Annotated in this window: 19 protein-coding genes; 10 read left to right on the plus strand and 9 right to left on the minus strand. The window is 72.0% G+C overall.

The window, feature by feature from the left end:
• The first annotated feature begins 39 nt into the window (after nucleotides 1-39).
• A complete protein-coding gene (locus ABZ192_RS09495) occupies nucleotides 40-432 on the plus strand; it encodes a hypothetical protein (protein ID WP_356923942.1) in 393 nt (130 codons plus the stop codon).
• Between the two features lie 96 nt (nucleotides 433-528).
• Nucleotides 529-1,965, plus strand: a complete 1,437-nt coding sequence (locus ABZ192_RS09500) for a S28 family serine protease (RefSeq protein WP_356923943.1) — start codon at nucleotides 529-531, stop codon at nucleotides 1,963-1,965.
• A gap of 36 nt (nucleotides 1,966-2,001) precedes the next feature.
• Here the strand turns inward: ABZ192_RS09500 and ABZ192_RS09505 are convergent, their stop codons facing one another.
• The gene (locus ABZ192_RS09505) at nucleotides 2,002-2,658 is read right to left on the minus strand and encodes a hypothetical protein (protein ID WP_356923944.1); all 657 of its coding nucleotides are present in this window, start codon (nucleotides 2,656-2,658) and stop codon (nucleotides 2,002-2,004) included.
• Nucleotides 2,659-2,771: 113 nt separating this feature from the next.
• Nucleotides 2,772-4,616, minus strand: a complete 1,845-nt coding sequence (locus ABZ192_RS09510) for a glycoside hydrolase family 3 N-terminal domain-containing protein (protein ID WP_356923945.1) — start codon at nucleotides 4,614-4,616, stop codon at nucleotides 2,772-2,774.
• A gap of 440 nt (nucleotides 4,617-5,056) precedes the next feature.
• Here ABZ192_RS09510 and ABZ192_RS09515 point away from each other — a divergent pair, with 440 nt between their 5' ends.
• Nucleotides 5,057-5,686 (plus strand): GNAT family protein, encoded by a 630-nt coding sequence (locus ABZ192_RS09515; protein WP_356923946.1) that lies wholly within the window; start codon nucleotides 5,057-5,059, stop codon nucleotides 5,684-5,686.
• An 86-nt stretch (nucleotides 5,687-5,772) separates the two neighbouring features.
• On the opposite strand, the gene ABZ192_RS09520 is transcribed toward ABZ192_RS09515, so the two are convergent.
• Genes ABZ192_RS09520 through ABZ192_RS09530 form a run of 3 tightly spaced genes read right to left on the minus strand, consistent with a single transcriptional unit; the run spans nucleotide 5,773 to nucleotide 8,920 of the window.
• Nucleotides 5,773-6,570, minus strand: coding sequence for a sugar phosphate isomerase/epimerase family protein (locus ABZ192_RS09520; protein WP_356924177.1), 798 nt, complete (start codon nucleotides 6,568-6,570; stop codon nucleotides 5,773-5,775).
• A 32-nt stretch (nucleotides 6,571-6,602) separates the two neighbouring features.
• Nucleotides 6,603-7,772, minus strand: a complete 1,170-nt coding sequence (locus ABZ192_RS09525; protein WP_356923947.1) for a dihydrodipicolinate synthase family protein — start codon at nucleotides 7,770-7,772, stop codon at nucleotides 6,603-6,605.
• A complete protein-coding gene (locus tag ABZ192_RS09530; protein ID WP_356923948.1) occupies nucleotides 7,769-8,920 on the minus strand; it encodes a Gfo/Idh/MocA family oxidoreductase in 1,152 nt (383 codons plus the stop codon). Before ABZ192_RS09530 ends, ABZ192_RS09525 begins: the two co-directional genes overlap by 4 nt.
• A gap of 337 nt (nucleotides 8,921-9,257) precedes the next feature.
• Here ABZ192_RS09530 and ABZ192_RS09535 point away from each other — a divergent pair, with 337 nt between their 5' ends.
• The 5 genes from ABZ192_RS09535 (at nucleotide 9,258) to ABZ192_RS09555 (ending at nucleotide 14,381) form a co-directional block, all read left to right on the plus strand.
• Nucleotides 9,258-10,307: a LacI family DNA-binding transcriptional regulator gene (locus ABZ192_RS09535; protein ID WP_356923949.1), complete on the plus strand. Its 1,050-nt coding sequence runs from the start codon at nucleotides 9,258-9,260 to the stop codon at nucleotides 10,305-10,307.
• A gap of 322 nt (nucleotides 10,308-10,629) precedes the next feature.
• A complete protein-coding gene (locus ABZ192_RS09540; RefSeq protein ID WP_356923950.1) occupies nucleotides 10,630-11,226 on the plus strand; it encodes a dihydrofolate reductase family protein in 597 nt (198 codons plus the stop codon).
• A gap of 375 nt (nucleotides 11,227-11,601) precedes the next feature.
• Nucleotides 11,602-12,249 carry a GPP34 family phosphoprotein gene (locus tag ABZ192_RS09545; RefSeq protein WP_356923951.1) on the plus strand — a complete coding sequence of 216 codons (648 nt, stop codon included), beginning with the start codon at nucleotides 11,602-11,604 and terminating at the stop codon, nucleotides 12,247-12,249.
• Between the two features lie 175 nt (nucleotides 12,250-12,424).
• On the plus strand, nucleotides 12,425-13,357 hold the full coding sequence (locus tag ABZ192_RS09550; RefSeq protein ID WP_356924178.1) for a bifunctional helix-turn-helix transcriptional regulator/GNAT family N-acetyltransferase: 933 nt from the start codon (nucleotides 12,425-12,427) through the stop codon (nucleotides 13,355-13,357).
• Between the two features lie 220 nt (nucleotides 13,358-13,577).
• A complete protein-coding gene (locus ABZ192_RS09555; RefSeq protein WP_356923952.1) occupies nucleotides 13,578-14,381 on the plus strand; it encodes a sugar phosphate isomerase/epimerase family protein in 804 nt (267 codons plus the stop codon).
• A gap of 14 nt (nucleotides 14,382-14,395) precedes the next feature.
• On the opposite strand, the gene ABZ192_RS09560 is transcribed toward ABZ192_RS09555, so the two are convergent.
• Both ABZ192_RS09560 and ABZ192_RS09565 read right to left on the minus strand, forming a co-directional pair.
• Nucleotides 14,396-16,018 (minus strand): VWA domain-containing protein, encoded by a 1,623-nt coding sequence (locus ABZ192_RS09560; protein WP_356923953.1) that lies wholly within the window; start codon nucleotides 16,016-16,018, stop codon nucleotides 14,396-14,398.
• 14 nt (nucleotides 16,019-16,032) lie between these two features.
• On the minus strand, nucleotides 16,033-17,229 hold the full coding sequence (locus ABZ192_RS09565; protein WP_356923954.1) for an AAA family ATPase: 1,197 nt from the start codon (nucleotides 17,227-17,229) through the stop codon (nucleotides 16,033-16,035).
• A gap of 86 nt (nucleotides 17,230-17,315) precedes the next feature.
• Here ABZ192_RS09565 and ABZ192_RS09570 point away from each other — a divergent pair, with 86 nt between their 5' ends.
• Both ABZ192_RS09570 and ABZ192_RS09575 read left to right on the plus strand, forming a co-directional pair.
• A complete protein-coding gene (locus tag ABZ192_RS09570; protein WP_356923955.1) occupies nucleotides 17,316-18,059 on the plus strand; it encodes a GNAT family N-acetyltransferase in 744 nt (247 codons plus the stop codon).
• A gap of 56 nt (nucleotides 18,060-18,115) precedes the next feature.
• Nucleotides 18,116-18,619 (plus strand): GNAT family N-acetyltransferase, encoded by a 504-nt coding sequence (locus ABZ192_RS09575; RefSeq protein WP_356923956.1) that lies wholly within the window; start codon nucleotides 18,116-18,118, stop codon nucleotides 18,617-18,619.
• 232 nt (nucleotides 18,620-18,851) lie between these two features.
• On the opposite strand, the gene rbsD is transcribed toward ABZ192_RS09575, so the two are convergent.
• Together rbsD and rbsK are read right to left on the minus strand one after the other, a co-directional pair.
• Nucleotides 18,852-19,241 (minus strand): D-ribose pyranase, encoded by a 390-nt coding sequence (gene rbsD / locus ABZ192_RS09580; protein WP_356923957.1) that lies wholly within the window; start codon nucleotides 19,239-19,241, stop codon nucleotides 18,852-18,854.
• Nucleotides 19,238-20,140, minus strand: coding sequence for a ribokinase (gene rbsK / locus ABZ192_RS09585; protein ID WP_356923958.1), 903 nt, complete (start codon nucleotides 20,138-20,140; stop codon nucleotides 19,238-19,240). Before rbsK ends, rbsD begins: the two co-directional genes overlap by 4 nt.
• Nucleotides 20,141-20,188 lie beyond the last annotated feature (48 nt).

Consider the following 20,188-nt stretch of genomic DNA (forward strand, 5'->3'; position numbering starts at 1 on the left):
CGCCGATGGTCGCGCACGACGCGGTACGGGAGGACGACAGTGGACAGTGGAGCGATACGCCGGCGGCTCGCGCTGGGCCTGGCCGTGCTGACCGCCTCCGGCCTGCTGGCCGTCGCGGCACCGGGCGAGGCACAGGCCGCCGCCTCCGCCGCGTGTCCCGGCCGCAAGGTCCGCGCCCTGCCCTTCTCCACCGGAACCGTGCTCGTCTACAAACGCGGCGCCTACGTCTGCGCCGTGACCGTCACCAGGAAGCCCGGCGTGAAGCGGAAGATGTCGGTGAGCGTGCAGGCACGCGGCAGCCGCCCCGTCGTCGACGAGGGCCGCTTCGCCTACCACGCCGGTCCGGTGATGGTGCACGCCGGACGCCGCTGCGTATGGCTGAAGGGCAGGGTGGGGCAGGGCTCGGTCAGCTCCGGCTGGATCCTGTGCTGACGCCCGGCGCATAGAGGGTAATCCCCATGTCCCCTGGTGCTGAGGGGAGTTGGTCCGCTAGCTTCCGGCGCACATCTGTCTCACAGGGGAGTGCGCATGCGCAAGGCGCTCAGATGGCTGCTGGCGCTCACGGTGCTCATAGGCACACTGGGCACGGCGGGAGCGGCCACCGCCGCCGACGCCACCGGCACCGACGGCACCACCGACATCAAGGAAAGGCTGCTCTCCATACCGGGCATGAGCCTGGTCGAGGAGAAGCCGTACACCGGCTACCGCTTCTTCGTCCTGAACTACACCCAGCCGGTCGACCACCGGAAGCCGTCGAAGGGCACGTTCCAGCAGCGCATCACCGTGCTGCACAAGGACGTCGCGCGCCCGACGGTCTTCTTCACCAGCGGCTACAACGTCTCCACGACGCCTCGCCGCAGCGAGCCGACCCAGATCGTGGACGGCAACCAGGTCTCCCTGGAGTACCGCTTCTTCACCCCGTCCCGGCCCTCCCCGGCCGACTGGTCCAAGCTGGACATCTGGCAGGCGGCCAGCGACCAGCACCGCGTCTTCAAGGCGCTGAAGGGCATCTACGGCAAGAAGTGGATCTCCACGGGCGGCTCGAAGGGCGGCATGACCGCCACCTACTACGAGCGCTTCTACCCGCGTGACATGGACGGCGTGGTCGCCTACGTCGCCCCCAACGACGTGGTGAACAAGGAGGACTCCGCCTACGACCGCTTCTTCGCCGGCGTCGGCAGCAAGGAGTGCCGCGACCGGCTGAACGGCGTGCAGCGCGAGGCGCTGGTGCGCCGCGAGCCGCTGGAGAAGAAGTACGCGGCCTACGCGCAGGACAACGGCCTCACCTTCAACACCATCGGCAGCCTGGACAAGGCCTTCGAGGCGACCGTCCTCGACTACGTGTGGGGCTTCTGGCAGTACAGCCTGCTGAAGGACTGCGACCAGATCCCGGCCGACGCGAAGAACGCCACCGACGACGAGATCTGGGACTCCGTCGACACGATCTCCGGCTTCTCCGCCTACGCCGACCAGGGCCTGACGACCTACACGCCGTACTACTACCAGGCCGGCACGCAGCTCGGCGCGCCGACCATCGGCTTCCCGCACATCGAGAAGCAGTACATCCGCTACGGCTACCAGCCGCCGCGCAACTTCGTCCCCCGGGACATCCCGATGAAGTTCCAGCCGTCGGCGATGCGGGACGTGGACACCTGGGTCCGCCACAACGCCCGGCGGATGCTGTTCGTCTACGGCCAGAACGACCCGTGGGGCGCGGAGCCCTTCCGCGTCGGCAAGGGCGCGAAGGACTCCTACGTGATGACCGCCCCCGGCATGAACCACGGTGCCAACGTCGCGGGCCTCGTGCCCGAGCAGAAGGCCCTGGCCACCGCCCGCATCCTCGACTGGGCCGGTGTCGCCACCAGCTCGGTGCAGGCGGACCCGCAGGCGGCCAAGCCGCTGGCGAAGTTCGACGCCAAGCTCGACAAGCGGGACGTACAGCGTGAGATGACGCTGCGGCCGTAAGGCCAGTGGCCCGTCCGTGTCGTCGCGCCCGGCTGCTCACAGCGGCCGGGCGCACCCCACGGGCCTTTCGCCCCCGAGCCGGACGTACAGAGCGGTCGTGACGGGGCAGTCGGCGCGACGGGCGACCGCCTCGGTCACCTTGTACTCCGGCTCCGGCCTGCCCTTCCCGTCGCACGAGGTCTCGCGGACCTGCTCGTCGCCGGAGCTGTAGACGCAGTCACCGACGATGGTGCGCGGCCCGCCCCCGCCGCCCGGGTCGCCCGGGTGCGGCGGCTGGAGGTTGCGCATACAGGCGTAGCCCTGCGGCACGGCCCCGTCGCCGTCCTCGTCGGACGAGGGCCGCTGCTCGCTGATGTGCAGCACGAAGTCCGTGGTCGCCGGGCAGCGCGGCCCGTCCCGGACCGTGCCGTCGTGTCGTGCCACGACCCGGGCCGCCGCCCGCTCACCGGCGCACGGCACCTCGGTGAAGCTCGTCGTGCCGAACGAACTGCACTCGTCGACCGCGAGGAACACCGCCCCGTACCCGGACGGCCGGGTCGCCGGCGCCGACCCGGCAGCCGTGCTCCCCGACTCCGGCCCGCCCAGCCGCCCGTCCTCCGCGACACCCGCCGAGGGACTCTGACACCCGGTCAGCAACACACCGACCAGCACCAGCAGCCCCCACACCACCCCCGCCGAACTTCTCACGCGCATTGCCGTCCCCCAGAAGAGCCCCAGCCCAGCGTGGCCCCCCGCAGGGGCGCATGCCAGGCACCTGGGTGGGTTTGCGCACCTTGGGGGTGGTGCGCCCGGTCCGTGGCGTACGTCTAGTACGTCAGCCCGTATCCGATCGGGTACAGCACCTGCTCCGGATCATCCGCCCGCTGCACCGGCACGGGCAGTTTCCCGCGGGGAGTCACCCGTCCCGCGATCGCCCGTGCGGCGGCCCGCAGTTCGACGTCGGTCCAGGAGTACGCCGCGAGGCACGCCGGGACCGAGGGCAGCTGGGCCACGTCGTACGGATTGCGGATCGCGACCGCCACGACCGGCTTCCCCGTCGCCACGAGCTGCTCGACCAGCGTCTTCTGGCCGCTGCCCGCCGTGACGTTGTACGTCGCCGCCACCACCGCGTCCGCGTCCCGCGCCGCCGCGACCGCTCGCGCGACGGTCGTCGCCGACGGGGCCGTGCCGGTCGACAGGGCGGTGGCGGTGAACCCGAGGCCGGTCAGCGCGGCGGCGAGCACCCCGGTCGGCGGCCCGGTCGTCCCCGACGGCGAGGCCGGATCGGCCCCGACCACCAGCACCTTGGGGTACCGGCGCCGGGACAGCGGCAGCAGCCGCCCCTCGTTGACGAGCAGGGTCGTGGTCCGCTCGGCGATCCGGTCGGCCGCCGCCAGATGCGCCCGGGTGCCGACCGCGCGGTCGACACCCTCCTGACCGACGTACGGCGCGCGGAACAGGCCCAGTTTCGTCTTCAGCCGCAGGATCCGCAGGATCGACGCGTCGAGCCGCGCCTCGGTCAGCTCGCCGCTGCGCACGGCCGCGAGGACCGCGTTCCAGGCGAGGTCCAGATCCGGCGGGTTGAGGAGCTGGTCCACGCCCGCCTTCAGCGCGAGCACCGGCACCCGGTCGTCGCCGTACTTGGTCCGCACGCCCTCCATGCCGAGGGAGTCCGTGACCACGACCCCGTCGTAGCCGAGCCGTTCGCGGAGGATGCCGGTGAGGATCGGGCGGGAGAGGGTCGCCGGGTCGCCGGAGTCGTCCAGGGCCGGGACCATCAGATGCGCCGTCATGATCGAGTCGATGCCCGCGGCGATCGCCGCCCGGAACGGGGGTGCGTCCAGCTTCTCCCACACCTCCCGGCTGTGCGTGATGGTCGGGAAGCCGGTGTGGCTGTCGACGTTGGTGTCCCCGTGCCCGGGGAAGTGCTTGGCGGTCGCGGCTACCCCGGACCCCTGGTACCCGGCGACCTCGGCGGCCACCAGCGCGGCCACCGCCTTCGGGTCGGCCCCGAAGGACCGTACGCCGATGACCGGGTTGGCCGGGTTGACGTTCACGTCGGCCACGGGGGAGTAGTCCTGCCGGATGCCCATCGCCCGCAGCTCACGCCCCGCGATCCGCCCGAGGCTGCGGGCGTCGGACCGCGACCCGCCCGCGCCGACGGCCATGGCGCCCGGGAAGAGCGTCGCGGGCCTGCCCACCCGTGCGACGATCCCGTGCTCCTGGTCGGTGGAGATGAGCACGGGCAGCCCGCGCGGCAGCTCCAGGGAGGCCCGCTGGATGCCGTCGGACAGAGCCGCGATCTGGTGCGGCTCGCGGGTGTTGTGGGCCCAGGCGAAGTAGATGATGCCGCCGACCCGGTACTTCGCCACGAGCTCGGCGGCCGTACGGACCCCGATCTCCTTGAGGTTGGCGTCGATGTCGGCCTGGTCGGGGGCGGTGGCGGAGTGGCCGTACACCCGCATCACGAAGAGCTGGCCGACCTTCTCCTCCAGCGTCATGCGGGAGACGAGGGCGCGCAGCCGCCTGTCGTCGGGGGCGTCGGCCGCGTACGAGGGCCCGGCGGCCGCGAGGGCGCCGGCGGCGCCGGCCGTGGCGGCGAGGACGGTGCGTCTGGAGGGCTGTGCGGTGCTTCCCGTGCTTCCCGTGCTTCCCGTGCCGGTGTCGTGCACTTGCGCTCCTTCCGGAGGTGATCCACTGGGATCCGCTGAAGGAAACTTCCAACGGCCCACCAGTAACCGGGAAGTTTCTGCCAGTCAAGGGAACGCACACTAACCGCGCAGGGGCCGCCACCGGCGCGGTTGGAGGGGGACGCGCCGATGGCGGCGGTGCCGCCGGCCGCGGTACGGCGGAGAGGGTGGTCAGCGATCGCAGCCAGCAGCGAGGGCCGACACCGCACCGTGGTGACTCTCCGGCGGCCTGCGATTGGACGACGGGAGTCCGGGCCGGGTTCCCGGCGCGGGCCGGATTTCCGGAAGTCGGTACAGGGGGGAAGCAGGGGTTCGACGGGACGGATGAGCCACCCCTTCCGGCCACCGCTCGCCGCACACCCGGCTGCGGGTGCGGGGTATTTCGTTCGACGTCCCGGGCCGCGTAGGGAAGGCTTGCCCGCGTGAGCTTCGCACTGCAAGGACCCGTCCTGGAGGGTGCTCTGGTCCGTCTGGAGCCGTTGGGCCACCGGCACGCCGCCGAATTGGCCTTGGCGGCGACGGAGGACCGGGAGACCTACGCCTTCACCTGGGTACCGGCTGCCGACGAGGTGGACGCCTACATCGACGCGCAGCTCGCCCGCGCGGCGACGGGGCGGCTCGCTCCCTACGCGCAGATCTCGACGGCCACGGGACGAGCGGTCGGCGCCACGGCGTACTGGGAGCCGCGCTCCTGGCTCTCGGACGACCGACTCGACGCCGTGGAGGTCGGCTTCACCTGGCTCGCCCGTTCGGCCCAGGGCACGGGCGTGAACGCCGAGGCGAAGCTCCTCCTCTTCCGGCACGCCTTCGAGGAGTGGGGCGTCTCGCGCGTGGACCTGAAGACCGATGCCCGCAACAGCCGCTCCCGCGCGGCCATCGAGAGCGTGGGAGCCCGCTTCGAAGGCGTGCTGCGGAACTGGTCCCGGTCATGGGCCCCCGGCGAGGAAGGCCGGCTGCGCGACTCCGCGATTTTCTCGGTGACGGCACCGGAGTGGCCGGGGTGCCGCGAGCGGCTGGAGGAACGGGTGAACGGGTTCCTCGCACGGTCGTAGGCCGGCGGGGGCGTGGCCTACGACCGTGACGGATCACAGGTGTGCTCGACTCACAAGGTGTGTTCGGCTCACCGGGTGCCTTCGGCTCACAGGGTGTGTTCGACGAACCGCGCCGCCGTCTCCGCCAGCACCTCCCGTCCGTCCCTCGCCCACAGCCCGTCGTTGAACAGCTCCACCTCGATGGCACCGGTGTAGCCCGCGGCCTCCACGTACCGCTGCCACTCCCGCATGTCGATCGAGCCGTCGCCGATCTGGCCGCGGCCGGTCAGCACGCCCTGCGGGAGCGGAGTCGTCCAGTCGGCGAGCTGGAAGGTGTGGATCCGGCCGCCCGCCCCCGCCCGGGCGATCTGCGCGGGAGCCGTGTCGTCCCACCAGATGTGGTACGTGTCGACCGTGACCCCGACCTGGTGCGCCGGGAAGCGTTCGGCCAGGTCCAGGGCCTGGCCCAGCGTCGACACCACGCAGCGGTCGGAGGCGTACATCGGGTGCAGCGGCTCGATGGCCAGGCGGACGCCGTGCCGTTCCGCGTAGGGGCCCAGTTCCGACAGGGCGTCCGCGATGCGTTCGCGGGCCCCGTGCAGGTCCTTCGAGCCCGCCGGGAGTCCGCCCGAGACAAGGACCAGGGTGTCGGTGCCCAGCGTCGCCGCCTCGTCGATCGCCCGGCGGTTGTCGGCCAGGGCCTCAGCGCGCTCGCGCGGGTCGATGGCCGTGAAGAAGCCGCCCCGGCACAACGTTGTCACCGTCAGGCCCGTGTCCCGGACCAGCTTGGCCGTGGCCTCCAGTCCGTACGTCTGGACCGGCTCGCGCCACAGGCCCACGTTCGTGATGCCCAGGTCGCCGCAGGACTCGACCAGTTCCGGCATCGACAGCTGCTTCACCGTCATCTGGTTGATGGAGAAGCGCTCCAGTCCTTCGCTCACTGGTCCACCCCGTACACGCTCAGCAGGTTCTTCATCCGCTCCTCCGCCAGCTTCGGGTCGGGGAACAGGCCCAGCCCGTCGGCGAGTTCGTAGGCCTTCGCGAGGTGCGGCAGCGAACGGGCCGACTGGAGGCCACCGACCATCGTGAAGTGGGACTGGTGGCCGGCCAGCCAGGCCAGGAACACCACGCCCGTCTTGTAGAAGCGGGTCGGGGTCTGGAAGAGGTGCCGGGAGAGTCCGACCGTGGGGTCCAGCAGGTCGCGGAAGCCCTGCGTGTTCCCCGTGTCGAGCACCCGGACCGCCTCGGCGGCCAGCGGGCCCAGCGGGTCGAAGATGCCCAGCAGGGCGTGGCTGAAGCCCTGTTCGTCGCCGGCGATCAGCTCAGGGTAGTTGAAGTCGTCACCCGTGTAGCAGCGCACGCCCTGCGGCAGACGGCGGCGGATGTCGATCTCGCGCTGCGCGTCCAGCAGCGAGACCTTGATGCCGTCGACCTTGTCCGGGTGGGCGGCGATGACGTCCAGGAAGGTGTGGGTGGCGGCGTCCAGGTCCGTCGCGCCCCAGTAGCCCTCCAGCGCCGGGTCGAACATCGGGCCGAGCCAGTGCAGGATCACCGGCTCGGACGCCTGGCGCAGCAGGTGGCCGTAGACCTCCAGATAGTCCTCCGGCCCCTTGGCGACCGCCGCCAGGGCCCGGGAGGCCATCAGGATCGCCCGCGCGCCGGACTCCTCGACGACCGCGAGCTGCTCCTCGTACGCGGCACGGATCTCCGCCAGGCTGTGCGGGTAGCCGATCTCGGTGGCCGACAGCTGGTCGGTGCCCACACCGCAGGCGATGAGACCGCCGACCGACTTCGCCTCGGCCGCCGACCGGCGGATCAGCTCGGCCGCGCCCGCCCAGTCCAGGCCCATGCCGCGCTGGGCGGTGTCCATCGCCTCGGCGACGCCGAGGCCCTGCGACCACAGGTGCCGGCGGAAGGCCAGGGTGGCGTCCCAGTCGACTGCGGCGGGCGAGTCGGGGGAGACGTCCGCGTACGGGTCGGCGACGACGTGTGCCGCCGAGTAGACCGTGCGGGAGGTGAAGGGCGTGCCGGGGCTCACCAGGAGCGGTTCGGTGCGCGGCTCGTACGTCCGCGTCGCCCCGTTGCTGTCCGGGAGTCGGATGGTCACGGCTGGATCTCCGGAACGTCGATGCGGCGGCCCTCGGCCGAGGACTTCAGGCCCAGCTCGGCGAGCTGGACACCACGGGCACCGGCGAGCAGGTCCCAGTGGTAGGGGGCGTCGGCGTACACGTGCTTGAGGAACAGTTCCCACTGCGCCTTGAAGCCGTTGTCGAACTCGGCGTTGTCCGGGATCTCCTGCCACTGGTCGCGGAAGACCTCGGTGGCGGGGATGTCCGGGTTCCAGACCGGCTTGGGCGTGGCCGAGCGGTGCTGGACGCGGCAGTTGCGCAGGCCGGCCACCGCCGAACCCTCGGTGCCGTCCACCTGGAACTCGACGAGCTCGTCGCGGTTGACGCGCACGGTCCAGCTGGAGTTGATCTGGGCGATGGCGCCGCCCTCCAGCTCGAAGATGCCGTACGCGGCGTCGTCGGCGGTGGCGTCGTAGGGCTTGCCGTTCTCGTCCCAGCGCTGCGGGATGTGGGTGGTGGCGATGGCCTGGACGGACTTCACCCGGCCGAACAGCTCGTGCAGGACGTACTCCCAGTGCGGGAACATGTCGACGACGATGCCGCCGCCGTCCTCGGCGCGGTAGTTCCAGGACGGGCGCTGGGCGGCCTGCCAGTCGCCCTCGAAGACCCAGTAGCCGAACTCGCCGCGCACGGACAGGATCCGGCCGAAGAAGCCGCCGTCGATGAGGCGCTTCAGCTTGAGCAGGCCGGGGAGGAAGAGCTTGTCCTGGACGACGCCGTGCTTGATGCCGGCCTCGTTCGCCAGGCGGGCCAGGGCCAGGGCGCCGTCGAGGCCGGTGGCCGTGGGCTTCTCGGTGTAGATGTGCTTGCCGGCCGCGATGGCCTTCTTGAGGGCCTCCTCGCGGGCGGAGGTGACCTGGGAGTCGAAGTAGATGTCCACCGTCTCGTCGGCGAGGACCGCGTCCAGGTCGGTCGAGACGTGCTCCAGCCCGTGCCGCTCGGCCAGCGCCTTGAGCGCGTGCTCACGGCGACCGACCAGGATCGGCTCGGGCCACAGCACGGTGCCGTCGCCGAGGTCGAGGCCGCCCTGCTCGCGCAGGGCGAGGATGGAGCGGACCAGGTGCTGGCGGTAGCCCATGCGCCCGGTCACGCCGTTCATGGCGATACGCACCGTCTTGCGTGTCACGTCGTTCCCTTCGTACGCGGTCGTCGCGCCGCGTACGCCCCACTGATGAGCGGTACAGCAAGCGCTTTCTATACATGAAGAAGCTAGCCTCTGAACCTCGGTCCGGACAAGACCGTGACCAGGACGAGTTGTTCGAGGGGGCGAACAACCAGGGGTCGGGGGCTTAAGGTCTGCTCGGAACCATGGCCACAGGTTTGGTTGGAACCAAGGCCACAGGTTCGTCGGAACCAAGGGCACAGGTCTGGCGGAACCAAGGCCACAGGTCTGTATGTGTACGAGGGCGACTCTGCATGTGTACGAGGGCGGACGACGAGATGCGCGACCGGAGGACGACGAGATGACGGTGACCCTGGCGGACGTGGCGGCCCGCGCGCAGGTCTCGCCCGCGACGGTGTCGCGCGTGCTGAACGGGAACTACCCCGTGGCCGCATCCACCCGGGAGCGGGTGCTGAAGGCCGTGGACGAGCTGGACTACGTGCTCAACGGGCCCGCGAGCGCCCTGGCCGCCGCCACCTCCGACCTGGTCGGGATCCTGGTGAACGACATCGCCGACCCGTTCTTCGGAATCATGGCGAGCGCGATCCAGGCCGAGATCGGCGGGCCGGGCGGCCGCGCGGGCGGGGAGAGACTCGCGGTGGTCTGCAACACGGGGGGCTCTCCCGAGCGGGAGCTGACGTATCTCACCCTGTTGCAGCGCCAGCGGGCGGCGGCCGTGGTGCTGACCGGCGGGGCGATCGAGGACGCGGCGCACCAGGCGGCCATGGACGCCAAGGTGCGGAAGCTGGCCGACGCCGGGACGCGGGTCGTGCTGTGCGGACGCCCGCCGGCGCCGGAGACCGGGGCGATCGCGCTGACCTTCGACAACCGCGGGGGCGGGCAGGAACTCACCGAGCACCTGATCGGGCTCGGGCACCGGCGGCTCGGCTACATCGCGGGCCCGGAGGAACGGACCACCACCCGGCACCGGCTGGAGGGGCACCGGGCCGCGCTCGCCGCGCACGGCATCGAGGAGGACCCCCGGTGGACGGTGCACGGGCGCTACGACCGGCGGTCCGGCTACGAGGCGACGCTGGAACTGCTGCGGCGCGACCCGTCGCTGACGGCGGTCGTCGCCGCGAACGACTCCGTCGCGCTGGGGGCGTGCGCCGCGCTGCGGGACTCCGGGCTGCGGATTCCGGAGGACGTGTCGGTGGCCGGGTTCGACGATCTGCCGTTCAGCATCGACGCGGTGCCCGCGCTGACGACGGTGCGGTTGCCGCTGGCGGAGGCCGGGGCGCGGGCCGGTCGGATCGCGATGGGGCGGGAGGAGGCGCCGCCCGGGGGGATCGCGTCGGTGCGCGGGGAGTTGATGGTGCGGGGTTCCTCCGGGGTGCCGCGGGATTCCTGACCCCGGCATCGGGGGCCGGGCCTGCCGGGGGCTGCCGCCCGCGGGCCCCCGCTTCGGCCTGAACGGCCTCGTCCTCAAGCGCCGGACGGGCAGGGTCGTGGCTGAGGCACGGTTCCGGCAGCACTCGGGTCATGCCCTCGGTGGCATTGCCGCCGGTGGCGGCAACTTGCCGTACCGATCGGCGCGTTCGTCGTGCGCGGCCGTCACCCCCAGGACACCATGTCCCGGACGTCGGTTCCCCGGCCGCACCGGCGATGAGTTTCGCGTCGTCCCCCGGTCTGTACTGCCGTCATCGCCCGAGCGAGAACACAGGAGAGAGACCATGCGCATCGTGATCACCGAGTTCATCAGCCTGGACGGCGTCGTGCAGGCCCCGGGCGGGCCGCAGGAGGACACCGACGGCGGGTTCGCGCACGGTGGGTGGTCGCATCCGTACTTCGACGAGGAGGTTCTCGGCGGTGCCTTCGACGAGGGGCTCGGGCGGGCCGAGGCGCTGCTGTTCGGGCGGCGTACGTGGCAGACGATGGCGGCCGCCTGGCCCGAGCGGGCCGGGGACCCGTTCGCCGACCGGATGAACTCGCTGAAGAAGTACGTCGTCTCCAGCACCCTCGGCGAGGCCGACCTCACCTGGAACAACACCTCGCTGATCCCCGGTGACCAGGCCGTCGCCCGCATCCGGGAGCTGCACGAGGCCGAGGGCGGCGACCTCGCGATGATGGGCAGCCCGACGCTCGTGCGCACGCTCCTGTCCGAGGGCCTGGTCGACGAGCTCCAGCTCGTCGTCATGCCGGTGCTGCTGGGCGGCGGCAAGACGATCTTCCCCGCCGACGGCGGCAAGCGCCCGATGGAGCTGGTCTCCACGACCACCGCCAAGACCGGCGCCCAGGTGTGCGTCTACCGGCCGGTCACCGGAGACTAGGTGTATTGATCGCTTCAGGCATGGAAGACGCCACGCACCACGCAGACAGGTCCCGAAGTCCGGCAGGGCGCCGGGGAAAACGTGTCTCGTTGACAGGCCCGGGCGTCGGTCACGTGCAGTCGGTCCCCACCGCATCTGAGCGGTCAACTGGGTGTGCACGTCACGTCCGAGCCGCCCTCCGACGCCCGCGATGAGCCATCCGGTCTTCCGGTGCAGGGGAGTACACCAAGGCGTCTTCACTGATCCACTGCACACGCCGCGGTGTCAGGCGGGTCAGGGCAATGCCAGCAATTGACTTCCTGGAACGCCGACTTCACTCGCGTGCCGGGAACCCCAGCTTCCGTTCGCTCATCTCTCTGTTGAGAGGGGGATCCCATGACCAAGGAACTGACAATCGGCGAGCAGATCGTACTGCTCGCACTGGACGAAGAGGCGGGCACCCTGCGCGAAGCACCGCTGCGGGTGTCCCTTGCGGTTTCGGCGGCCGCCTTGCTGGAGCTGAGCTTCTCCGGGCGCCTGACGGAGCGTGACGGCGCACTCGTCGTCGCTGGAGCGTCGACTCCGGGGGATCCGGCGGCCACGGCCATGGCCGAGCGCATGCGGAGCCATCCCGAGGAGGCGCCCCGCGAGTGGCTTCTGGCCGTACGCGAGAAGGCACTCGACACGGCGTACCAGGGGCTGCTGGAGAAGGGACTGGTACGGGAGCAGGGACGACGGGTCCTCGGCGCCTTCGGATCGGTGAAGCACCCGGTCACGGGACGGTCGGAACTCGCGGCATTGCGAGGACGGCTGGCGGCCGTCCTCGCACAGGGCCAGGAGCCCGATGAGCGCACGGCGGCGATGATCACCGTACTGCACCACGCAAGCCTCCAGACCGTCATGCCGCAGGGCCCCGGGGCGGAGGCACGCGAGTACCGTCTGGCCGCTATCGCCGAGGGGCAAGGTCAGGCCGCGGCACTCGGAGACACGATCCGCACCACGGTCGCCGCTCTCACCGCGGTCATCGCCGCGTCCGCCCTGTAGCGAGACCTACAAGCAGCGCAACACCGTCGAGCGGTGGCCGGACTCCACATCGCCGGCGTCTTCCTGTGAGCCGCCCGCTGATCCTAAGGAAGGCCCCTGGTCCCGGGCGTCCCGGCCGTCTAGGCTCGGCCTCGATGGGAATATCTGACTGAGTCAAGCATCGGGGGTCGTGGCCATGACCGTCCAGGACATCCGCTCCTTCAACCGCTTCTACACGAACGTCATCGGCGCGCTCGACTACGGCCGTCACCTCTACGCGCCCTACACCCTCACCGAGTCCCGCGTGCTCTACGAACTCGCGCACGCGCCGCGCACGGACGCCGCCGACCTGCGGACGCAGCTGCACCTGGACGCCGGGTACCTGAGCCGCATCCTCAACAAGTTCGAGGAGGACGGGCTGGTCGAGCGCGGACCGTCCGAGACGGATCCGCGCCGGCGCAGTGTCACCCTCACCGAACGCGGCCGGGAGGCCGCCGCGCTCCTCGACGAGCGGGCGCGGGAGACGGTCGAGGCGATGCTGGACACCGTGCGCGCCGAGGACCGGCCGCGGCTGGCGGAGGCGATGCGGACCGTCCGGACGATCCTGGGCGAGGGCCGGGCGCCACGCCCCGAGGACGTCGTCCTGCGCGAGCCCGCCCCCGGCGACCTGGGCTGGATCGTGCAGCGCAACGCCGCGCTGTACGCCGCCGAGTACGGGTGGAACGCCGACTACGAGGGCCTGGTCGCCCGGATCGTCGCCGACTACGCCGAGGACCACGACCCGCATCTGGAGCGGACGTGGATCGCAGAGCTGGACGGCCGGCCGGTGGGGTGCGTGATGGTCGTACGGGACGACGCTCCGGGGGCCGCCCGGCTCCGGCTGCTGCTCGTCGAGCCGGACGCGCGCGGCCTGGGCATCGGGGACCGGCTGGTCGGGGCCGTCGTCGCCTTCGCGCGCGAGGCCGGTTACCGCGAGGTCGTCCTGTGGACCAACGACATCCTCTCGGCGGCCCGCCGCATCTACCAGCGCCACGGCTTCGTGCTGGTCGCGGAGAAACCGCACCGCTCCTTCGGCCATGACCTGGTCGGCCAGGACTGGCGACTGGATCTTCTCGCAACACCCGAGTGACCTAGGCCCTGCCGTCAAATTCCCGCCCGCCCCGCGACGCCATCACGCCCTCTCGCCGCACCGGGCGCAGACCCACGTACAACCAGTACGCGGGCCTGCGCCCGGCACGGCGAGAGCACGCACCTGACGCCGCGGGGCCCGCCCTTCGGGCGGACGACGGGAATGTGACGGCAGGGTCTAGGGGAGTCGCCGGCCGGGCTGCCGGGTAGGGTCCGTCCACATGAAGCTGGCGTTCTCCACCCTCGGTGTCCCCGGCCTGCCCCTGCCCGACGTCCTGCGGCTCGCGACCGCGCACGGCTACCACGGTGTGGAGCTGCGCGCCCACCCCGAGGAACCGATCCACCCCGGTCTCGGCTCCGCCGAACGGACCGATGTCGCGGCACAGTTCAAAGGGTCGGGCGTAGAGCTCCTGGGCCTGGCGGGCTACGCGCGCGTCGCCGCGCCGGGCGACGACGAACCCGTCCTGGCCGAGATCCGTTCCCTCCTCGACCTGGCCCGCGACCTCGGCGCCCCGTACATCCGGGTCTTCCCCGGCGGCGACCTGGACGTCCAGACCCCGGAGGAGGCCGACGCGACGGCCGCCCGGCGGCTGGGCACGGCCGCCGAGTACGCGAACGACCTGGGCGTCCGCGTCCTCCTGGAGACCCACGACTCGCACCGCACCGCCGCCGACGCGATGCGCGTCCTCGGGCTGGTCGGCCACCGCCAGGTCGGCGCGCTGTGGGACGTGATGCACACCTGGCTGGGCGGCGAACAGCCCTCGGAGACCTACGCGGCACTCTCCCCGCACCTCGGCTACGTCCAGGTCAAGGACATCGCCTCCGCCGAGGACACGACCCCGCTGCCGCTCGGCGAGGGCGTCCTGCCGCTGGCCGAGTGCGTGGAGGTCCTCTCCCGGCACGGCTGGGACGGCTGGCTGTGCTGGGAGTACGAGAAGCGCTGGTACGAGTCGGCCCCCGACCTGCCCGCCCTGTTGGGCCCGGGCCGCGACCACCTGAACCGCTTGCTGAACGACTCGGCGTGACGGGGGGCGCGCGGTCAGATCACGCGGAACAGGTCCGCGGCCGCGTGGACGTCCGTGAGGTCCTCGACGGAGCGGAGGTTGTCGCACAGCGCCTCCAGCACCGAGCCGGCCTCGCCCACGCGCGGGGCGCCGACAACCACGCCGAACACCCGGAAGCCGAGCCGGCGCTTGGCGTCGTTCCAGCCGCGCATCCACTCCTCCGTGACGCCGCAGTCGTCGTCGGTGATCATCACGATGTCGCCGCGCCTGCGGGCCGTGTCGCCGAACTCCTCCTCCAGCAGCTCACCGGCCGCCGACAGCGGCGTCTGGTAGCTGGTGCCGCCGCCGAGGAAGGTCTCCGCGAAGTCGAGGACCCGGTCCGTGCCGGCGGACCGGCCGGCCGGGAAGCGGAAGACCTGGAGTCGGCCGGGGGCGGAGAACAGGATGCCGACGAAGTCGCGCCCCGCCTCGCGTGCCTGGTCCAGCAGCGCCAGGGCGCACCCTTTGGCCCACGCCTCCCGCGTGATCCCGCCGGGCCCGGCCTCGTACATCGAGTGCGAGGTGTCCACGCACGCGATGATCGCGCCCTGGCCGGTGGACTGCTCCCCCTGACTGTCGTAGAGCATCAGCTCCCCGGCGGCGTAACGCACGGCGAACACCGCACGCAGCTCGGGCACACCGAGGCCCGCCAGCTCCGAGGGGATGACCCGGGAGAGGTCGTCGCCGAGCGTCACACCGACCAGTTCCCCGGTGGCGTTCTCCACCTTGCGGGCGCGCTCGCCCCTGGCCATCTGCCGGAAGCGGCCGATCAGCTCGGCCCACCGCGCGAGCCGGCTGGTGCGCAACCGCTCGGCGAGCCGGGCGCGCTCGTCGAACGGCATCCGCTCCAGCTCGCCGGGGCCGACGCCCCACGCCCGCAGCAGCGCGGACTCCTGCCGCACGGCCTGTGCGGCCTTCGCCGCCGCGCTCCGCGCACCCACCCGGACGCCGGGGGCCGCCACCCCGAGGGCCCGTACGGCGTCCTGGGCGGCCTGCCGCGCGGCGGCCTCGGCGGCTTCGGCGGTCTCGACCGCCTGCCCTACGGCGTCGGCGGCCGGACCGGGCACGGTGCCGTCCTGCCCGGCCTCCTCGGCGGCCTGCCGCAGCGCCTCGGCCACGGCGGTCGCCGCGTCTTCGGCGCCCTGCCGTCCCTGTTCCGCCTGACCTGCCCGTTCCCGGGCCTCCCGGGTGCGCTCCAGCAACCCCCGCAGCTCGGCGGCCTGGGCGAGTACGGCCATGGCGGCGGCGTAGGGATCACCGGCCGTCTCCCGGCGCAGCTCGCTGAACCCCGGTGACTCCACCAGCGCGGTCACGACTTGGTGGTCGGCCAGCCGGGAGGGAGCCATCTCGGCGGGCTCGCGCATCCGCGGGGCGGCCTTGTAGGCGGCCAGGAACACATCCGTCAGCAGGTCGGCGGCGTGGGCGTGGCGCGCCTCCAGCTCCTCGGCCAGCTCGCGCAGCGCGGCCGACTGCTCGTAGGTGTCCCGCCAGGTCATCCGGTCGAACCGGTCCGCGACCACGACCGCGGTGTGCCGCCCGGGCACGGCGGAGGACAGCCCCAGCCACTTCCCGGCCAGGCTCGTCAGTTCGTCCAGCCCCTTCGAAGCACCGTCCTCCATGGTCACCCCCGGATTCAGAGCTGCGCCTGCACCATGCTCGCGTCCATGCCGAGGGCCTCGGTGAGAACCCGGGCGCGGACGGCGCGCTGGCGGCCGGTGACCCGGTCGATGGCGGCGGTGGAGCGGCCCGCTGCCACGGCCTCCTCGCGGAGCTTCTCCAGCCGCTTGCCCGCCGTGGCGAGCCTGTTGTGGGCCTTCTTGATGACCCAGTCGCTGAGGGCCTCGCGGGACTGCCCGGCCATGGCGTCGAGCTGTGCCTCCAGCTCGTCGATGGTGTCGGCCAGGTCGAGCGCCTCCTTGGCGTCGGGGTTGACCAGGTGCAGTACCTCCCGCTCGACGGTGGGGCGGTCGGCGGGGGAGTCCCACAGCACGTGCGTCAGCAGCGACAGGTCGGTCTCGTCGACCACCGGGCGGCCGTCGAGGTAGGCGGAGGCCTGGAGCAGCCCCACCGACTGCCGCCAGCGGCGGTCGGAGGCGACGAGTTCCTTGCGGCGCAGGGCGGCGCGCAGCGTGCACACCGCGTCGACGATCGGGTCCGGGACGTCCACGGCCGGGACGGCTTCGCGCACCGCGTGCTCCAGCGCGGCCAGCTCGACGGTGGTCCTGGCCGGTGCCGCCGGCCGCCGGACGGCGGACCGGACGAGCGCGGCGAAGTTCGAGGGGTTCTCCAGGTACCCGACCTCGATCCGCACCAGCAGCCGGTCGTAGATCGCCGCCGCGTCGTCCTCACTCGGCAGTTCGTTGCTCGCCGTGATGGCACCGATGAGGGGGCAGCGGATCGGCTCGCCGCCGTTCTCGGGGTGGTAGATCCGCTCGTTGAGATAGCCCAGCGTCTCGTTCAGCGCCGCGGTGGAGCACTTGAAGATCTCGTCGATGAACGCGACGTGCGCGGTGGTGGCGCGGCCGTCGTAGACCTGGCGGTACTCGCCCCGGGCCAGCGCGGCGACGTCGATGGGGCCGAACATCCTCGTCGGCGCGGTGAACTTCGACAGCAGGATCTCCCAGTAGGCCGCGCCCTCGATCCGGCCCGTGAGCTCCCGCGCCATCTCGGACTTCGCCGTTCCGGGCGGCCCGAGCACCAGGGAGTGCTGCCCGGCCAGCAGCGTCACCAGCAGCGTCCGCACGACATCGGCCCGCTCGTAGAACCGCTCCGCCATTTCGTCGCCGATCAACCGCAGTCGCCTGGCGGTGTCCTGCGCGTCCACGTTCAACTCCTTTACTGCGACGCCGTGTCGGTCCGACGAGACGGGCCCTGCGCCCCGAATTCACGCCGAGACGAAAGGTAGCCTGGTTCACGATGACGAACTTCGACAGCGGTGACACCGCGGTACTCGACGACCCGGTGGGCGAGTCGCTGCGAGGCCGCCACGCGGAACTCGGCCGCCGGGCGGGCCGGGCCGCCACCTACCTGCCGCAGGTCGCGACCTTCTCGGCGGTCCCCGCCGAAGCCGACGCGGCGGACTGGGCCGATCTCGCACGGCTCCTGGGCCCGGACGCGTTCGCCGACATGTTCAGCTGCCCGGCGACCCCACCGCCAGACTGGGAGCCGGTCTTCGTCCTCGAAGGCCGCCAGATGATCTGGCCCGCCGGCAGCCGGCCCGCCGGCAGCCGGCCCGCCGGCAGCTGGCCCGCCGGGACACGTCCCGCGACCGGCCCCGACGTGGTCGAACTGGGCGAAGCGGATGTGCCCGAGATGCTCGACCTGGCCGCACGAACCCGCCCCGGGCCGTTCTGGCCGCGGACCCCGGACCTCGGCACCTACCTCGGCGTCCGCGACGGCGGCACCCTGGTCGCCATGGCGGGCGAGCGGCTCCGGCCGCCGGGATGGACCGAGATCAGCGCCGTCTGCACGGCCCCCGAGGCACGCGGGCGAGGCCACGCCAACCGCCTGGTCACCGCCCTCGTCACCCGCATCCTGGCCCAAGGCCAACGTCCCTTCCTGCACGTGGCCGGCACGAACACCGAAGCGATCGCCCTCTACGAACGACTCGGCTTCACCAACCGGAAGCACGTGACGTTCCGCGGCTTCCGCACCCCGTGACGATCTCGCGGAAAGTGCGTTGAACTCCCCTGTCCGCATGGCTAGCGTCACTTCCCATGCCCCCGACCCTGCGCACCGCCCGCCTGCTCCTCGACGCCTACACCCCTAAGGACGAGGAGGACTTCGTCGCCCTCTTCCAGGACACCAGGGTCTCCCGGTGGATGGGGGACGGGCCCGCTGCCGAGGCGGACGACCGGGCCCTGTTCGGGCGGATCTTCACCAAGGTCTACGCCCAAGACCTGTTCGACGTGTGGGCGGTCCGGCGCGGCGGGCGACTGGTCGGGCACGCGGAGATCAAGCGGACGGACGCGGTCGACGGCCACGAGATCGTCTACGCCCTCGCCCCGGAGGCCTGGGGGAGCGGCCTCGGGACGGAGCTGGCGGAGGCGCTCGTGGGCTACGGCTTCGACGTCCTCGGGCTGACCGAGGTGCACGCCACCGTCGCCGCGCAGAACGAGGCCTCGCTGCGCCTGCTCGGCAGGATCGGGTTCGCGCACGTCAGGGACGTCGAGGAGGACGACGGCGGCCTCACCCGCGTGCTGACCCGGCCCGCGCGCTGATCTTCCCGAGGAACCGGTAAGGATCCGGCAAGAAAATCTTGTCTGGCCGTGCAACCCTTTCTGTCCTCCGCGGGTCGTACATGGCGTCAGGACTTTCTGGGAGGGGATCTGGGGGGATCGCGGGGGTTCTGACGGGAGGGGAAAGCCGAGGGGGCCCGGTCGACGGACCGGGCCCCCTTGATGAAGCAACCTCATAAGAGGAACCTCATAAGAAGCCTCGTAAGAGGAAGCCTCAGAAGAAGACACCGCACCTCAGCAGCACGTTCGCGTACGGCCGTGCCTCGCCCGTGCGGACGATCAGCCGGGCCCCGGCCGAAAGCTCCTTGAGCCGCTCGTGCGACACCAGGTCCAGTGACGGGAAATGCCCGTCCAGGAGGTCCGAGGCCTCCGGGTTCGCCTCCCGCACCTCCGTCGCCGCCGTCGCCCCCTCGACGACCAGCTCCGCCAGCAGCCCCTCCAGCACCTCGGCGAACGCCGGCACCCCTGCCCGGAAGGCGAGGTCCACCACCCGAGGGCCGTCGGGAATGGGCATGCCCGCGTCGCACACCAGCACCCCGTCCCCGTGGCCCAGCTCGGCCAGCGCACCGGCGAGATGACGGTTCAGTATTCCGTTCCGCTTCACAGTGCGGCGACCTCCGCCGCCGTCGGGAAGGACGCCTGCGCGCCCTCCTTCGTCACGGTCACCGCCCCCACCCGCGTCGCGTACGCGGCCGCCTCCGCGAGGGACTCACCCGTCCCCAGCCGGAAGGCCAGCGCGGCGGTGAACGCGTCCCCCGCGCCGGTCGTGTCCACGGCGCTCACCTTCACGGACGGCACCCGGGAGACACCCTCCGCCGAGGCGACCAGCGCGCCCTTCGCGCCCAGCGTCACCACCACCGACCGCGGCCCCTTCGCGAGCAGGATCCGCGCCCAGTCCTCCGGGCTGTCCCCCACGGCGGCCGAGCCCAGGATCACCTTCGCCTCGTGCTCGTTGACGATCAGCGGGTCGCACGCCGCCAGCACCTCCTGCGGAAGGGGCCGCGGCGGCGAGGGGTTCAGCACGAAACGGCTCTCCGGCGCCAGGTTCCGTACGACCTCCACCACCGTCTCCAGCGGGATCTCCAGCTGCGCCGAGACCACCCGGGAGGCGTGGAAGAGGCTCCCGGCGGCGCTGACGTCCTCGGGGGTCAGCCGGCCGTTCGCGCCCGGCGAGACGACGATGCTGTTGTCCCCGGACGGGTCGACCGTGATCAGCGCGATCCCGGTCGGCGCACCGCCCACCAGGACGCCCACCGTGTCGACGCCGGCCGAGCGCTGCGAGTCGAGCAGCAGCCGGCCGTACGCGTCGTCGCCGACGCGGGCCAGCAGAGCCGTACGGGCTCCGAGCCGGGCGGCCGCGACCGCCTGGTTCGCGCCCTTGCCGCCCGGGTGGACGGCCAGGTCGGAGCCGAGCACGGTCTCGCCGGCACCGGGCCGGCGCTCGACACCGATCACCAGGTCGGCGTTGGCCGACCCCACGACCAGGAGGTCGTAGTCGTACATGAGTTGTCTCCCCACGTGAGTGACATGGGCGGGCGGCCACCGTGGGTG

Origin of the sequence: Streptomyces sp. NPDC006235, assembly GCF_040613735.1 — a bacterium.
In the GTDB taxonomy this organism is placed as follows: Bacteria; Actinomycetota; Actinomycetes; order Streptomycetales; family Streptomycetaceae; genus Streptomyces.

Excerpts from the sequence above, each read along its gene's own strand:
- ABZ192_RS09555 (WP_356923952.1), top strand. The coding sequence starts at position 13,578 with ATGAAGCTGGCGTTCTCCACCCTCGGTGTCCCCGGCCTGCCCCTGCCC.
- ABZ192_RS09560 (WP_356923953.1), bottom strand. The coding sequence starts at position 16,018 with ATGGAGGACGGTGCTTCGAAGGGGCTGGACGAACTGACGAGCCTGGCC.
- ABZ192_RS09550 (WP_356924178.1), top strand. The coding sequence starts at position 12,425 with ATGACCGTCCAGGACATCCGCTCCTTCAACCGCTTCTACACGAACGTC.
- ABZ192_RS09505 (WP_356923944.1), bottom strand. The coding sequence starts at position 2,658 with ATGCGCGTGAGAAGTTCGGCGGGGGTGGTGTGGGGGCTGCTGGTGCTG.
- ABZ192_RS09520 (WP_356924177.1), bottom strand. The coding sequence starts at position 6,570 with ATGACGGTGAAGCAGCTGTCGATGCCGGAACTGGTCGAGTCCTGCGGC.
- ABZ192_RS09545 (WP_356923951.1), top strand. The coding sequence starts at position 11,602 with ATGACCAAGGAACTGACAATCGGCGAGCAGATCGTACTGCTCGCACTG.
- ABZ192_RS09540 (WP_356923950.1), top strand. The coding sequence starts at position 10,630 with ATGCGCATCGTGATCACCGAGTTCATCAGCCTGGACGGCGTCGTGCAG.
- ABZ192_RS09535 (WP_356923949.1), top strand. The coding sequence starts at position 9,258 with ATGACGGTGACCCTGGCGGACGTGGCGGCCCGCGCGCAGGTCTCGCCC.
- ABZ192_RS09570 (WP_356923955.1), top strand. The coding sequence starts at position 17,316 with ATGACGAACTTCGACAGCGGTGACACCGCGGTACTCGACGACCCGGTG.
- ABZ192_RS09500 (WP_356923943.1), top strand. The coding sequence starts at position 529 with ATGCGCAAGGCGCTCAGATGGCTGCTGGCGCTCACGGTGCTCATAGGC.
- ABZ192_RS09575 (WP_356923956.1), top strand. The coding sequence starts at position 18,116 with ATGCCCCCGACCCTGCGCACCGCCCGCCTGCTCCTCGACGCCTACACC.
- rbsK (WP_356923958.1), bottom strand. The coding sequence starts at position 20,140 with ATGTACGACTACGACCTCCTGGTCGTGGGGTCGGCCAACGCCGACCTG.